The organism is Bacillus sp. FJAT-42315 (genome assembly GCF_002797375.1).
Taxonomy (GTDB): Bacteria; Bacillota; Bacilli; order Bacillales; family Domibacillaceae; genus Bacillus_CE.
This window is the reverse complement of record NZ_KZ454941.1, coordinates 3375744-3389153: the sequence shown is the minus strand read 5'-3', so window position 1 is coordinate 3389153 and position 13410 is coordinate 3375744. Positions and strand designations below refer to the sequence as shown.

The window sequence follows — 13410 nt, the reverse complement described above, 5'->3', positions numbered from 1 at the left end:
AAATGATACAAGGGATCGGTATGGATATTGTGGAAATATCACGAATTCAACAGCTTATAGAAAGGCAGCCGAAATTTCTTGAGCGAATATTAACAGTAGCTGAACGAGAAGTATTTCACAGTCGAAGCGGCCAACGTAAATTTGAATATGCAGCTGGTCGCTTTGCGGCTAAAGAGGCTTTTTCTAAGGCGTACGGGACAGGAATAGGCAAAGAGCTGTCCTTTCAAAATATTGAAACAGCTGTTGACCATCGAGGGAAACCGTACATCAAGGCGCCGATTTCTGAAGGTGTTCATTTATCGATTACGCATAGTAAAGAGTTTGCAGCGGCACAAGTAGTTATTGAAAAGATTTAATGTCGATTTCAATTGTTTTTGACAGAGTCTATTGAAAATGAACGTTCTTACTTCCTTTCGCAACAATCATAATCTGAATGGTTGTCTCATATATTTTTAGTGCGAAAGGGGTTGTGAAATCATGAGGAATAGAAGTCTAGTGTGGCTTATGTGTTTGTTTGCTTTAGTCATCCTTTCAGCCTGTGGGGCAAAATCAAAAGAGGAGGTAATAGCGGACTTAAACGAGAAAGCAGAAGAAGTGGTTGGTTATAAAGCGAAAGCGAAAATGACGTTGCAAGCTGGGGAAGAGAAACAAATATACGATGTGGATATTTGGAATCGGGAACACCAGTTTTACCGAGTGGCATTATCGACTGATAAAAAGGATCAAAGCCAAATGATTTTAAAAAATGAGACTGGTGTTTATGTATTAACTCCCGCATTGAACAAAAGTTTCAAGTTTCAAAGCGATTGGCCGCGAAACAGCAGTCAAGCTTATTTGTACGAGTCGTTAGTGAAAGATATTCTAGCAGATAAAGAGGCGACCTTTAAAGAAACAGACCAACATTTTGTATTTGAAACAAAAACAAGATATCCAAACAGCCATATGTTACCTTCTCAAGAAATAAGATTTAAAAAGAAAGATTTAACCCCTGTCTCCGTCAAAGTTATGGATCCAGATCGTAAACCGCTCGTCGTCGTAGAATTTTCAAAAATGGAGTTTGACGCGAAAATTGATAAAGAATCTTTTGATGTCAAGAAGAATATGACAGGTGCACAACTAGAAATGCCGGTGATGGCTCAATCAGAAAATAAAGAATGGGCTGTTCACTATCCAGATGGAGATATTACAGGAAGCAGCCTGTTGGAAGAGAATGAGATCGTGACAACCAATGGTACAAGGGTTGTTCTTACGTATGGAGGCGATAAATCCTTCACCGTTGTTCAGGAAAAAGCGGAAGTTCTGCCAGCTGCTTCTATGCAAATGAATGAAGTTAATGGAGAAGTGGCGGACCTCGGACACTCTTTCGGTGTGGTATCTGATCAGTCTCTTTCTTGGTCCTATCAAGGAGTCGACTTTATGTTAGCCTCTAAAGATCTATCAAAAGGTGAAATGATTGAAGTGGCACGCTCGATGAAAATGGCGATGGAGAAATAACGAAGTGAACCTTGACGAATATGGAAGGTCAACTGTGAGAAGGAACGGAGTCAGCGTTCCTTTTTTCTTTGTCTAAGCGTCTGCTTCCGCATTTCGGTGTCTAGCTCCAGGCGCCAGCGACTAGTGTACTTCCATGATCCTCCTTGCGATAAGTCAACATCGGTTCACTATCGTTCACCGTGTTTCCTTTATCTCGATCGGATCATTCCAGTCCATACGTCGCTAAACAGCGCCTTCCGCATTTCGGTGTTGTCCAGCTCCAGGCACTAGCGGCTAGTGGGCTTCTGCCCTCCTCCTTGCGATAAGTCAACATCGATTCACTGACGTTCATCGTGTTTCCTTTATCTCGATCGGATGGCTCCAGCCCATACGCCGCTGGGCAGCGCCTTCCGCATTTCGGTGTTGACATGATCTGGTTTAGGTTTAGAATTAAGAATTGTATAAAATCGTGAATAAACACTGGGAAGAAGACTGCGAGTGGGGGTTGCTATGGATTTTTATCGTGATACTTGGGCAGAAATAAATTTGGATGATATTGACTATAATGTGAAAGAGACGTTGAAGTTACTCCCTGCGAGTGAGCGTTTATTTGCGGTTGTGAAAGCGAATGCATATGGCCATGGAGATGTACCGATAGCCGAAGCGGCTGTTCGAGCAGGAGCTCATGGTTTAGCTGTAGCCTTTTTGGATGAAGCTTTGTCTTTAACTAAGTCAAAGTTGGAAGTACCGATTTTGGTGCTTGGGGCTAGTCGATCAACTGATGCCGCTTTGGCAGCCGAACATAATATTTCGCTGACTGTTTATCAATTAGAGTGGCTTCAAGAAGCAGAGACACATTTATCTAGTGGTCAAGTATTAAATGTTCATATTAAATGTGATACAGGTATGGGGAGATTAGGAGTGAGAACGAAGGAAGAACTGCAAGAGATGGTCGCTTTCATTGACCAATCACCTAAGTTCACATTTGAAGGTCTTTTTACACACTTTGCAACGGCGGATGAGCTTGATACAACGTATTTTGATCAACAATTAGCTCGTTTCAACGCTATGGTTGAATCGTTAGAGGAAAAGCCACCTTATATTCATTGTGCCAACAGCGCCACTACTTTGCGGCATGAGAAAGCTTATTTTAACACCGTTCGTTTAGGAATTTCGATGTACGGATTAGCTCCTTCGCAGGAAATGAAATCGATTCTACCATTTTCTTTAAAACAAGCTTTTTCTCTTCATACGAAAATTGTTCACATCAAAAAAATCGAAAAAGGTGAAAAGGTAAGCTACGGTGCTACGTATGAAGCTGAAGGTGAAGAGTGGATTGCCACTTTGCCGATTGGTTATGCGGATGGTTGGATTAGAAAGCTTCAAGGCCAGCATGTGCTTGTAGAAGGAGAGCGAGTACCGATTGTAGGTCGAGTTTGCATGGATCAATGTATGATTCGATTGTCTTGTGAAAAGCCTTTAGGTACGACGGTTACTCTCATTGGCAAACAAGTGGATGAAGAAATTTCCATGGATGAAATTGCTGATCGATTGGAGACAATTAACTATGAAGTGCCTTGTGTGATTACAGCACGTGTGCCAAGAGTATATAGACAACAGGGGAAAATCGTTCAAGTAATTAATCCGCTACTAGGATAACAATTTGTATGTAGTTTCTAGCATGACGGAGACGTTTCGAGGGATTTCTGCAATTGTTTTAAGAAATTAGCAGGAATTTGGATTTCGTCTTCCATCAGGAATGAAAAGATGGTATTATGAAGTTGACAGTTAAGGAGACGGGTGTAGTGATTGGTGGAGGTGTAGTTCGTGTCTGAATCTAGCGCAACAACAGAGGTGTTTATTCGCTTGCCGCAACAATTTGTGAAAGAGTTAGACAGTTTTGCAGAGCAAGAAAATATTAACCGCAGTGAGTTTATCTACAGAGCAACGAAAATGTATCTTCGTGAGAGAAAGAAGCGTCAAATTACAGAATCGATGAGACGCGGTTACATGGAAATGGCGAAGATCAATTTAGCTATTGCCTCTGAAGCAATGCAAGCGGAGTATGAAGCAGGTAATACTGTAGAACGTTTAGTAAGTGGAGGATAATCCGTGTGATAGTTAAACGTGGTGACGTATATTTCGCAGACCTGTCCCCTGTTGTCGGTTCAGAGCAAGGCGGAATGCGGCCTGTGCTAGTGGTTCAAAACGACATTGGGAATCGGTTCAGTCCCACTATTATTGTTGCTGCTATAACAGCGCAAATTCAAAAAGCTAAGTTGCCTACACATGTTGAAATTGACGCAAAGCGTTACGGTTTTGAGCGGGATTCCGTTATTCTTCTTGAACAAATTCGAACCATTGATAAACAAAGATTAACGGACAAAATTACTCAGCTTGATGAGGAAATGATGGAAAAAGTGGATGATGCCTTGCAAATTAGTTTAGGCCTTATTCAATTTTAGAAAGACGTTTACTAGAACAATCTAGTAGGCGTCTTTTTTTTGTAAAGGCTTAGGGTTGATGCTTAAAGGCTTCTGCTTTTTAATTAGTCCGATAAACATTATAATATTTAATATGAATATAAGGGAAAGAAAAAAGCAAGGGAGACTCACATCAGCTCTCGGTCGCCTCGACCTTTCATATAGTGCTGATCTAAGTGTAAAATCTAGTGAATTGGAGATGTCTGTATGCGTAAACTTATTTTTAACTATGTACAATCAAATAAAAGTGAAATATTGGATCAGTGGATTCTTTGGATGAAAAAGGAGGCTGATGATCGAGCGGTTACGATGATGTCTGATCGAATGTTTACTAAAACAAGCAGAGAATTCATCGAATTGTTGATCTCCAACTTTGTTGAAACGGAGCAGGAGTTTCAATCTAGAGTAGAGGAATTTGCTAGAAAGATTGTCCACTTAGGCTGGCCGCTAACCGTTGTCAATCTAGGCTTGAATACTTTTAGTCAAATTGTATCTAACGGCATGAAGGAACAAGGAATTATTGATAAAGAAAATTATATTGAATTTTCATCAGAGCTAAATCGCTGGATGTTTCCAATGAATAATACGATTATTGATTCTTATTCGGATTCGTGGGAACGGACAGTATCGTTGCAGAAAATTGCTTTGCAGGAGTTATCTGCTCCGTTAATCCCGGTGTTTGAAAAGATTTCAGTGATGCCACTTGTCGGTACAATTGATACAGAGCGAGCGAAACTGATTATGGAAAACTTATTGAATGGCGTCGTCAAATATCGTTCGGAAGTGGTGCTGATTGATATTACCGGTGTGCCTGTCGTTGATACAATGGTGGCTCATCATATGATGCAAGCAGCCGATGCTGTTCATTTAGTAGGAGCGAAATGCATGATTGTCGGGATTCGCCCAGAAATCGCACAAACGATCGTTACTTTAGGTATTAATTTAGAACAAGTACTGACGACAAGTACGTTAAAGAAAGGAATTGAACAAGCTTTAGCGTTGACCGATCGAAAAATTATTGAAGTGGGGGGAGGAATGTGAGAATTCCCATCTTAAAACTATATGATTGTTTGTTAATCTCCATTCAATGGGAATTAGATGATCAAACAGCTCTGCAATTTCAAGAGGATCTTCTCCGGAAAATTCATGAAACGAGTGCCAGAGGGGTTGTCATTGACTTTACCTCGATTGATTTTATCGATTCTTTCATTGCGAAAGTTCTTGGAGATGTGATTAGCATGTCTAAGCTTATGGGAGCAAAAGTAGTTGTTACAGGGGTTCAGCCGGCCGTCGCTATTACTTTAATTGAATTAGGTATTCGTCTCGAAGATGTCTTGACCGCTCTTGATTTAGAAAAAGGCTTGGAGAAACTTCAACAGGAATTGGAGGACTAATCTATGGGTTCTAGCGTCAGGATTATAAGTGAATGGGACATTGTAGCGGCTAGGCAACTTGGAAGAAATGTGGCTAAAGATCTTGGCTTTGGTACAGTAGATCAAGCTCGAATTACAACTGCCATCAGCGAGTTAGCTCGAAATATTTATTTGTATGCAGGAGAAGGGGACATTCAGATAGAAAAGACAGAGGCAGTAGGTAAAGTTGGTTTAGTGATTATATCAAACGATCAAGGGCCAGGGATTCCCGATATTCGAAAAGTCATGGAGGATGGATTTTCCACATCAGGAGGGCTTGGAGCTGGTTTACCAGGTGTGAAACGACTGATGGATGAATTTTTAATCGAGTCCAATCCGGGAGAAGGAACGTTCATTAAGGCAATCAAATGGCTCCGTTAGGAGGGGAAATATGGACTTTAAAGAAAGCATTCAGGAGCAATATAAAGAACTTCTAGAAAGCTATATAAAAGAACAAGACGAACACGCTCTATATTTGAGTCAAAAGTTTAGTAGACAGGCGATTGAACACAAAATATCCCCTGAAGAAATGATCAGCATTCATAAAACAGCCATCATGGAGTTAGAATCTAACATTCCTCAGTCTGTTCTTCTCGCTTTAGATATCCTGTTAGAGGTAATGATTAGCTACGGTTTAGCTTATCGGGAACATCAAAGCTTGCGTACCTTCCAGCAAGAGCTACAGAGCGAAATCGAAGTGGCCGCTAGCATGCAGCAAACTTTATTAGGTACGCAAATCCCTGACGTTTCTTCGCTCGATATCGGTGCTATTAGTGTACCTGCTAGGCGAATGAGCGGGGATTATTATCATTTTGTTCATGATGAAAATCATACGGTCAGTGTAGCGGTAGCAGATATTATCGGAAAAGGAATTCCAGCTGCTTTGTGCATGTCGATGATTAAATATTCTATGGATAGTTTGCCTGAAGGGAGTCTAGAGCCCAACCTTGTGTTAGAAAGTTTAAATCGTGTCGTTGAACAAAATGTTGACCCTACGATGTTTATTACGATGTTTTATGGAATGTACAACATCCGCAATCATACATTTTATTATTCATCAGCAGGTCATGAGCCAGGATTCTTTTATAATCATCAAACGAAGAAATTTGAAGAGTTATATGCAAGGGGACTCGTGCTCGGTGTGGATAAAAAAACGAAGTATCGCCAGTATGAAAAAAGAGTGGAAGTTGGAGATGTCATTTTACTGATGTCTGACGGTGTGACAGAGTGTCGAACGAAAGAGGGGTTTATTGAAATGGAGAAACTCATTAGCTACATCGAACGATATATCCACTTAGAGGCACAAGAGATAGCGAACAACGTATATCGCGATCTCGAATATTTGCAAGAATTCCAATTGCGTGATGATTTCACGTTGATTATTTTAAAACGAGTGCAATAAATATAGGTTTAGAGTAAGTGATAGCGGGTAGAAATTTAAGATATGAAGTCGATCATGTGGTCGAAAGAGGTGGATGAAATGAATATTACGATTAATGTAGAAGAAATGGACCAATATACAAAGGTGTATATTGGAGGAGAGCTTGATGTGTATACAGCGCCTAAACTGCAGGAAACCATTTTTCCGCATGTCAAAGCGAATCAAACCTTAATCATTGATTTAACGGAAGTTACGTATTTGGATAGCACGGGTTTGGGGATTTTTGTCGGTTTATTCAAAAGCTTAAATGCCAAGAATGGAACGCTTCAATTAGTCGGGTTATCTGGAAGGTTGAAACGACTGTTTGATATTACGGGATTGTCCGGTATTATGAATATTCATTCTGAAGTAGAAGGTGGCGTATAACAATGAAAGATTTTGAATACATCGAGATGAAAATTCCTGCGAAGCCGGAATTTGTAGGAGTGATCAGACTGACATTGTCGGGGATCGCCAGCAGAATGGGTTTTACATATGATGCGATTGAAGATTTAAAAATAGCGACGAGCGAAGCGATTACAAATGCTGTGCAACATGCTTATCAAGATAGTGATGAAGGAGAAGTCATTGTTGGCTTTGCGTTATATAACAAACATTTAGAAGTGATGGTAGCGGATCATGGTCAAAGCTTTAACTTTTTAAACACAAAGAAAGCTTTAGGTCCGTATACCGATCATGCTGTTGAGTTTCTGCGCGAAGGAGGCTTAGGGTTATTTCTCATTGAAACATTAATGGATGAAGTGAAAGTTCACCAAAATGAAGGGATTACTTTGTTGATGACAAAGTATCTTGAAGGAGAGCAGGTGGAGAGGGATGCACAAGTCGTCTCAACCTAACCGAGAATCGAAAAAGCAAGCCATTGAATGGATTCAAGCGTATCAGCAAAGCAACGACGAAGAAGCACAGGAAAAGCTAGTGAAGCATTATCAAGGACTAGTAGAGTCGATTGCGAGGAAATATTCAAAAGGAAAAAGCTATCATGAGGATATCGTACAAGTGGGAATGATGGGCCTTCTTGGGGCGATTAGAAGATACGATGATTCGTATGGGAAAAGCTTCGAGGCATTTGCTATCCCTACAATCGTAGGGGAAATTAAGCGTTTTTTACGAGATAAAACGTGGAGTGTGCATGTGCCGAGAAGAATTAAGGAGCTTGGACCGAAAATTAAGTCGACAGTGGAAGAGTTAACGACAAGCTTGCAACGATCACCAAAGGTAGAGGAGATTGCCCGCCACCTTGAAATATCAGAAGAGGAAGTACTTGAGGCAATGGAAATGGGGAAAAGCTATCAAGCGTTGTCTGTCGATCACTCCATTGAAGCGGATTCTGATGGAAGTACAGTCACTCTTCTCGATATCGTCGGCAGTCAAGATGAAGGTTATGAAAAAGTTGATCAACGCCTCGTCCTTAATAAGGTTCTTCATGTATTATCTGATCGTGAGCGGCAAATCATTCAATGCACCTACATAGAAAACATGAGTCAAAAGGATACAGGTGAAAAGCTAGGGATTTCGCAAATGCACGTATCTCGATTGCAGCGAAAAGCTATTAAAAAGCTAAAAGAAGCGATTGAGAAGGAATCTCTCACAACGGAGAGATTGTCCTAATGATTCATTACCATAGTCAGCAAATAGAAATTTATGCGAATCAAGTGGCCAAAAGCGGCAACCCGTTATGTGGTGATAGCTATTTTATTTATGAAACAACAGATTATTTCATTTGTGTACTTGCCGATGGACTTGGAAGCGGTGAATTGGCTAATGAGTCTGCTGATGCGGTGATCGCAGCAGTTGTCGAGAATCATCATGAAGATGTAGATGAATTAATGCGTCTAAGTAATGAATCGCTTCAGCATAAAAGAGGGGCAGCGGTTGCGATCATGAAAGTCTATTTGGAAAGGCAAGAGTTTGAATACAGCTGTGTCGGCAATATTCGTTTTTATTTATATACGGAAACGGGAAAATTAACGTATCCTCTGCCTGTGAGGGGCTTTTTATCAGGGCGTGCACAAAAGTACCGAACACAAAGATTTGTCTATGAATCTAATTGCAAATTTATTGTGCATTCAGATGGTCTTAACCTCATGAATGTAAAATCATTGTTAAGTAAGGATAAGCTAGCATCAATTGCGGATATCCTTGAAGAAGAGTCGATGCAATCAAATGATGATTGTACGTTTATCGTTGGTAGCCTGCTTTAATCATCGCAGGCTTTTTTCTTGTCGTTTCATTTTAATTGAGGGGTGTAAATCTGTTAAAATAAAGAAATGAAGAAATGGAGGGCGAAAGTATGTCTGAGGAAAAGGTTCAAGACCGCGAAAGTATTTTGAAGAAGGTTGCTCAAGAAGAAAATATTGAGTTAAAAAAGGTACGTGCGGTTATTTCGTTAATTGAAGAAGGGGCAACTGTACCTTTTATCGCTCGATATCGTAAAGAAATGACGGGAGCATTGGATGAAGTAGAAATTCGCACCCTCATGAATCGTTATACATATGTACAAAATCTCGTTCAGCGCAAAGAAGAAGTACTTCGTTCAATTGAGGAGCAAGGAAAGCTGACGAATGAATTAAAAGCGAATATTTTAGCAGCTGATAAGATGCAGGCTGTTGAAGACTTATATCGACCTTACAAGCAAAAGAGACGAACGAAAGCGTCTGTTGCAAAGGAAAAAGGACTAGAGCCATTGGCTGAATGGATACTATCGTTACCTTCTTCACCTCCTGTTGAAGAAGAAGCGAAAAAGTATATTTCAGTAGAGAAAGAAGTTGATTCAATAGAAGAGGCGATCCAAGGAGCGATGGATATCATCGCAGAAACAGTGGCAGACGATGCACAAATTCGCGAGTGGATTCGCAAAGAAACCTTTCGGACCGGTGTGATCCAATCCGCTCTGAAAAAAGATGCAGAAGACGAGAAGAACATTTTTGAAATGTATTATTCATATGAAGAACCAGTTGCTCGTATCGTCCCTCATCGTACCCTTGCTCTCAATCGTGGAGAAAAAGAAGGCGTGTTAAAGGTGACTATTCAAGCTGATATCGACAAAATCATCTATTATTTAACAAAGCGATATATTAAAAATGAACAGAGCTCAGCGGCTACTTTTGTATCTCAAGCCTTGCAGGATGCCTATAAACGGTTAATTCAACCTTCTATTGAACGAGAGGTGCGAAATGAGTTAACGGAAAAAGCAGAAGACCAAGCGATTCATATTTTTTCAGAGAATTTAAGAAAACTGCTGCTTCAGCCGCCATTGAAAGGGAAGATGGTGTTAGGTGTAGATCCGGCCTATCGGACAGGCTGTAAGCTGGCAGCCGTTGATGAGACGGGGAAAGTACTTTATATCGGTGTGATCTACCCGCATCCACCTAAAGCGAAAAGAGCAGAAGCAGAAAAATTATTTAAACAAATATTAGATCAATACAAAATCGAGCTAGTGACTGTTGGGAATGGAACAGCTTCAAGGGAGACGGAACAATTCGTCGTTGATATGATTAAATCAAGCGACAGACCAATCGCTTATATGATTGTCAACGAAGCAGGAGCAAGTGTTTATTCCGCGTCAGATATCGCACGCGAAGAATTTCCTGATCTTCAAGTAGAAGAAAGAAGTGCTGTTTCTATCGCTCGCAGACTGCAAGACCCACTAGCTGAACTGGTGAAAATTGATCCGAAATCAGTAGGTGTTGGTCAATATCAGCATGATGTGTCCCAAAAGAAACTAAATGATTCGTTAACGTTTGTCGTTGAAACTGCCGTCAATCAAGTTGGTGTAAACTTAAATACCGCTTCTGCTTCTCTTTTGCAATATGTAGCAGGTCTCAACAAAACGGTAGCCAATAACATTGTTAAATTTAGAGAAGAAAACGGTAAATTTACTCAGCGATCTGAAGTGAAAAAAGTACCTCGACTTGGAGCGAAGACTTTTGAGCAAAGTATCGGCTTTTTAAGGATATTAACAGGAAAAGAAAAGCTTGATCGAACGGCGATCCACCCAGAGAACTATTCAGCGGTGAAGAAGCTGTTGCAAAGTATGAGCTTTTCAACAGTAGACATTGGCACAAATGAACTTAGCTCGGCTCTTAACGCACTGGATATAGAACAAACAGCCAAATCACTAGAACTTGGTACGTTAACGATGAAGGATATTATAGAAGCGTTGCAAAAACCAGGACGTGACCCGCGTGATGAATTGCAAAAGCCATTATTGAAGACAGATGTATTAAAGTTAGAAGATTTAAAGCCAGGAATGGAATTGCAAGGAACTGTTAGAAATGTCGTCGACTTCGGTGCATTTGTTGATATTGGAGTGAAAGAAGACGGTCTAGTCCATATTTCTAAGTTGAAAAAAGGATTTGTGAAACACCCGCTTGATGTCGTGGCAGTAGGTGATGTCGTGACTGTGTGGGTGGAGCAAATTGATCAGAATAAAGGACGAGTATCATTAACAATGATTGATAGGGAAGAATAAAGAAAACAGGGTGGACGAGAAATGACGAATGAAGAACTACAAAGCTTAGTTGAAAAGATTTCACGAGAAATTTTCGGTCGCCCTTTTCTTCATCAGGCGGTGTTCAATCACCGCCTGAAAACAACAGGTGGACGATATCTACTACAGTCGCACAATATTGAAATTAATAAAAAATACTTGGAAGCATTCGGAGAAGCAGAGCTGGTCGGGATTATTAAGCATGAACTATGCCATTACCATTTGCATTTGCTTGGGAAAGGGTACAAGCATCGTGATCGTGATTTTAAGCGATTAATGAGAGAAGTAGGTGCTCCAAGACATTGTACGCCATTAACAAGCGATCGTCCTAAAAGGAAAAGCCGTCAATTGATTTATCAGTGCACAAGTTGTTCTTTAACTTATAGGCGTGCGAGAAGAATCAACACAGCTCGTTACGTTTGTGGAAAATGCAAAGGTACACTTGTGTTTAAAGAAGAAAAGGTTTTATGAAAATGATTTGCTAGTTGACATTCCTTTTGTTTACTGATAACTTTAGTAAGCGCATAAATAGAAAGAATGTATTCTTTCAAAAAACTTTACTGTTTTTTTTAAAATGTGTTGACTCTCTTGTGTCATTTTAATATAATATAAATTGTCGATGAGACGAATTGATTATTCCGCAGTAGCTCAGTGGTAGAGCTATCGGCTGTTAACCGATCGGTCGCAAGTTCGAATCTTGCCTGCGGAATAATCAATTCGTCTCATCGACAATTTATATTATATTAAAATGTGTTGACTCTCTTGTGTCATTTTAATATAATATAAATTGTCGCTGAGACGAATTGATTATTCCGCAGTAGCTCAGTGGTAGAGCTATCGGCTGTTAACCGATCGGTCGCAAGTTCGAATCTTGCCTGCGGAGCCATATATTTGGGGAAGTACTCAAGAGGCTGAAGAGGCGCCCCTGCTAAGGGTGTAGGTCGGGTAACCGGCGCGAGGGTTCAAATCCCTCCTTCTCCGCCATTTATATTTTGGTTATGGCCCGTTGGTCAAGCGGTTAAGACACCGCCCTTTCACGGCGGTAACACGGGTTCGAATCCCGTACGGGTCATTTTTGTTTTATTTGAAATGTTGGGCTATAGCCAAGCGGTAAGGCAGCGGATTTTGATTCCGTCACGCGAAGGTTCGAATCCTTCTAGCCCAGCCATTTTTTGAGCCATTAGCTCAGTTGGTAGAGCATCTGACTTTTAATCAGAGGGTCGAAGGTTCGAGTCCTTCATGGCTCACCATTTACGGGTGTAGCTATGTTAGAAATAAAGCGTTTATTGATCTTAAATTTTTTTTAAAAAATATATTGCTTTTTAAAAAAAGAAATGTTAGAATGGAATTCTGTCGCAGTAATCAAGCGGTCGTGGCGGAATGGCAGACGCGCTAGGTTGAGGGCCTAGTGGGGGAGACCCCGTGGAGGTTCAAGTCCTCTCGGCCGCATATATAATATAATTTGCGCCCGTAGCTCAATTGGATAGAGCGTTTGACTACGGATCAAAAGGTTAGGGGTTCGACTCCTCTCGGGCGCGCCATATGATTTATTCATACGGGAAGTAGCTCAGCTTGGTAGAGCACTTGGTTTGGGACCAAGGGGTCGCAGGTTCGAATCCTGTCTTCCCGACCAGCTGTTCATTTCACGCGGGTGTAGTTTAATGGTAAAACCTCAGCCTTCCAAGCTGATGTCGTGGGTTCGATTCCCATCACCCGCTCCAATTTAAATTGATCTTTGAAAACTGAACAAAATAAACGTCAACGTTAATTCTAAAAGCTTAGTTTATCTAAGCGAAACAAATTGTGAGTTAAGGAACATCTGCTAAGTTCGTCACGTCCTGTGACAACGCAGATGCCTGCACATCCATGTGCAATTCAAACACTTTATCGGAGAGTTTGATCCTGGCTCAGGACGAACGCTGGCGGCGTGCCTAATACATGCAAGTCGAGCGGACTTGATAGGAGCTTGCTTCTATTCAAGTTAGCGGCGGACGGGTGAGTAACACGTGGGTAACCTGCCTGTAAGACTGGGATAACTCCGGGAAACCGGGGCTAATACCGGATAACTTCTTTCTCCGCATGGAGAAGGATTGAAAGATGGTTTCGGCTATC

Annotated in this window: 16 protein-coding genes, 10 tRNA genes and 1 other annotated feature (1 of these 27 cut by a window edge); of the genes, 25 read left to right on the top strand and 1 reads right to left on the bottom strand. The window is 40.9% G+C overall.

Annotated elements, in window-relative coordinates; all coding sequences use genetic code 11:
* Positions 1–2 precede the first annotated feature (2 nt).
* Both acpS and CEF22_RS16570 read left to right on the top strand, forming a co-directional pair.
* Positions 3–356 carry a holo-ACP synthase gene (acpS, locus tag CEF22_RS16575; protein WP_095479559.1) on the top strand — a complete coding sequence of 118 codons (354 nt, stop codon included), beginning with the start codon at positions 3–5 and terminating at the stop codon, positions 354–356.
* 121 nt (positions 357–477) lie between these two features.
* Positions 478–1494: a LolA family protein gene (locus CEF22_RS16570; protein ID WP_095479541.1), complete on the top strand. Its 1017-nt coding sequence runs from the start codon at positions 478–480 to the stop codon at positions 1492–1494.
* A 202-nt stretch (positions 1495–1696) separates the two neighbouring features.
* Here CEF22_RS16570 and CEF22_RS18955 read toward each other — a convergent pair whose 3' ends face one another.
* Positions 1697–1825, bottom strand: a complete 129-nt coding sequence (locus CEF22_RS18955) for a hypothetical protein (protein ID WP_269799389.1) — start codon at positions 1823–1825, stop codon at positions 1697–1699.
* A gap of 158 nt (positions 1826–1983) precedes the next feature.
* On the opposite strand from CEF22_RS18955, the gene alr reads away from it, so the two are divergent.
* The 23 genes from alr (at position 1984) to CEF22_RS16455 (ending at position 13019) form a co-directional block, all read left to right on the top strand.
* On the top strand, positions 1984–3132 hold the full coding sequence (gene alr, locus CEF22_RS16565; RefSeq protein ID WP_100403726.1) for an alanine racemase: 1149 nt from the start codon (positions 1984–1986) through the stop codon (positions 3130–3132).
* A 168-nt stretch (positions 3133–3300) separates the two neighbouring features.
* Complete coding sequence (locus CEF22_RS16560) at positions 3301–3582, top strand: CopG family ribbon-helix-helix protein (protein WP_094835975.1); 282 nt, start codon at positions 3301–3303, stop codon at positions 3580–3582.
* Between the two features lie 5 nt (positions 3583–3587).
* A complete protein-coding gene (locus CEF22_RS16555; protein ID WP_094835974.1) occupies positions 3588–3938 on the top strand; it encodes a type II toxin-antitoxin system PemK/MazF family toxin in 351 nt (116 codons plus the stop codon).
* A gap of 225 nt (positions 3939–4163) precedes the next feature.
* Positions 4164–4997, top strand: coding sequence for an STAS domain-containing protein (locus tag CEF22_RS16550; RefSeq protein WP_095479539.1), 834 nt, complete (start codon positions 4164–4166; stop codon positions 4995–4997).
* Positions 4994–5350, top strand: coding sequence for an STAS domain-containing protein (locus CEF22_RS16545; RefSeq protein ID WP_094835972.1), 357 nt, complete (start codon positions 4994–4996; stop codon positions 5348–5350). Before CEF22_RS16550 ends, CEF22_RS16545 begins: the two co-directional genes overlap by 4 nt.
* Positions 5351–5353: 3 nt before the next feature.
* On the top strand, positions 5354–5749 hold the full coding sequence (locus CEF22_RS16540) for an anti-sigma regulatory factor (RefSeq protein WP_100403725.1): 396 nt from the start codon (positions 5354–5356) through the stop codon (positions 5747–5749).
* Positions 5750–5759: 10 nt separating this feature from the next.
* Entirely contained in the window at positions 5760–6770 is a 1011-nt protein-coding gene (locus tag CEF22_RS16535; protein ID WP_100403724.1) for a PP2C family protein-serine/threonine phosphatase, read from the top strand.
* Positions 6771–6848: 78 nt separating this feature from the next.
* Positions 6849–7175: an STAS domain-containing protein gene (locus CEF22_RS16530; RefSeq protein WP_100403723.1), complete on the top strand. Its 327-nt coding sequence runs from the start codon at positions 6849–6851 to the stop codon at positions 7173–7175.
* Positions 7176–7177: 2 nt separating this feature from the next.
* Positions 7178–7645, top strand: coding sequence for an anti-sigma B factor RsbW (gene rsbW, locus CEF22_RS16525; protein ID WP_100403722.1), 468 nt, complete (start codon positions 7178–7180; stop codon positions 7643–7645).
* On the top strand, positions 7623–8417 hold the full coding sequence (sigB, locus tag CEF22_RS16520) for an RNA polymerase sigma factor SigB (RefSeq protein ID WP_100403721.1): 795 nt from the start codon (positions 7623–7625) through the stop codon (positions 8415–8417). The genes rsbW and sigB overlap by 23 nt, the downstream gene beginning before the upstream one ends.
* The gene (locus CEF22_RS16515) at positions 8417–9010 is read left to right on the top strand and encodes a PP2C family serine/threonine-protein phosphatase (RefSeq protein ID WP_100403720.1); all 594 of its coding nucleotides are present in this window, start codon (positions 8417–8419) and stop codon (positions 9008–9010) included. The genes sigB and CEF22_RS16515 overlap by 1 nt, the downstream gene beginning before the upstream one ends.
* A gap of 89 nt (positions 9011–9099) precedes the next feature.
* Positions 9100–11280 (top strand): Tex family protein, encoded by a 2181-nt coding sequence (locus tag CEF22_RS16510; RefSeq protein WP_100403719.1) that lies wholly within the window; start codon positions 9100–9102, stop codon positions 11278–11280.
* Between the two features lie 21 nt (positions 11281–11301).
* Complete coding sequence (locus tag CEF22_RS16505) at positions 11302–11769, top strand: SprT family protein (RefSeq protein ID WP_100403718.1); 468 nt, start codon at positions 11302–11304, stop codon at positions 11767–11769.
* Between the two features lie 166 nt (positions 11770–11935).
* Positions 11936–12007: transfer RNA gene (locus CEF22_RS16500), tRNA-Asn, on the top strand.
* A gap of 102 nt (positions 12008–12109) precedes the next feature.
* A tRNA-Asn gene (locus CEF22_RS16495) sits at positions 12110–12184 on the top strand.
* 7 nt (positions 12185–12191) lie between these two features.
* A tRNA-Ser gene (locus CEF22_RS16490) sits at positions 12192–12282 on the top strand.
* 16 nt (positions 12283–12298) lie between these two features.
* Positions 12299–12370: transfer RNA gene (locus CEF22_RS16485), tRNA-Glu, on the top strand.
* 21 nt (positions 12371–12391) lie between these two features.
* Positions 12392–12466: transfer RNA gene (locus CEF22_RS16480), tRNA-Gln, on the top strand.
* 6 nt (positions 12467–12472) lie between these two features.
* A tRNA-Lys gene (locus CEF22_RS16475) sits at positions 12473–12548 on the top strand.
* A 116-nt stretch (positions 12549–12664) separates the two neighbouring features.
* A tRNA-Leu gene (locus CEF22_RS16470) sits at positions 12665–12747 on the top strand.
* A 15-nt stretch (positions 12748–12762) separates the two neighbouring features.
* Positions 12763–12839 (top strand) — tRNA-Arg (locus CEF22_RS16465).
* Positions 12840–12854: 15 nt separating this feature from the next.
* Positions 12855–12931: transfer RNA gene (locus tag CEF22_RS16460), tRNA-Pro, on the top strand.
* 14 nt (positions 12932–12945) lie between these two features.
* Positions 12946–13019: transfer RNA gene (locus tag CEF22_RS16455), tRNA-Gly, on the top strand.
* 209 nt (positions 13020–13228) lie between these two features.
* Positions 13229–13410: a sequence feature (16S ribosomal RNA rRNA prediction is too short), on the top strand (it continues 83 nt past the right edge of the window).

What these genes read in the sequence shown, in the direction of transcription:
- acpS (WP_095479559.1), top strand. Translation starts at nt 3, where the DNA reads ATGATACAAGGGATCGGTATGGATATTGTGGAAATATCACGAATTCAA.
- CEF22_RS16570 (WP_095479541.1), top strand. Translation starts at nt 478, where the DNA reads ATGAGGAATAGAAGTCTAGTGTGGCTTATGTGTTTGTTTGCTTTAGTC.
- CEF22_RS18955 (WP_269799389.1), bottom strand. Translation starts at nt 1,825, where the DNA reads ATGAACGTCAGTGAATCGATGTTGACTTATCGCAAGGAGGAGGGCAGA.
- alr (WP_100403726.1), top strand. Translation starts at nt 1,984, where the DNA reads ATGGATTTTTATCGTGATACTTGGGCAGAAATAAATTTGGATGATATT.
- CEF22_RS16550 (WP_095479539.1), top strand. Translation starts at nt 4,164, where the DNA reads ATGCGTAAACTTATTTTTAACTATGTACAATCAAATAAAAGTGAAATA.
- CEF22_RS16540 (WP_100403725.1), top strand. Translation starts at nt 5,354, where the DNA reads ATGGGTTCTAGCGTCAGGATTATAAGTGAATGGGACATTGTAGCGGCT.
- CEF22_RS16535 (WP_100403724.1), top strand. Translation starts at nt 5,760, where the DNA reads ATGGACTTTAAAGAAAGCATTCAGGAGCAATATAAAGAACTTCTAGAA.
- CEF22_RS16530 (WP_100403723.1), top strand. Translation starts at nt 6,849, where the DNA reads ATGAATATTACGATTAATGTAGAAGAAATGGACCAATATACAAAGGTG.
- rsbW (WP_100403722.1), top strand. Translation starts at nt 7,178, where the DNA reads ATGAAAGATTTTGAATACATCGAGATGAAAATTCCTGCGAAGCCGGAA.
- sigB (WP_100403721.1), top strand. Translation starts at nt 7,623, where the DNA reads ATGCACAAGTCGTCTCAACCTAACCGAGAATCGAAAAAGCAAGCCATT.
- CEF22_RS16515 (WP_100403720.1), top strand. Translation starts at nt 8,417, where the DNA reads ATGATTCATTACCATAGTCAGCAAATAGAAATTTATGCGAATCAAGTG.
- CEF22_RS16510 (WP_100403719.1), top strand. Translation starts at nt 9,100, where the DNA reads ATGTCTGAGGAAAAGGTTCAAGACCGCGAAAGTATTTTGAAGAAGGTT.
- CEF22_RS16505 (WP_100403718.1), top strand. Translation starts at nt 11,302, where the DNA reads ATGACGAATGAAGAACTACAAAGCTTAGTTGAAAAGATTTCACGAGAA.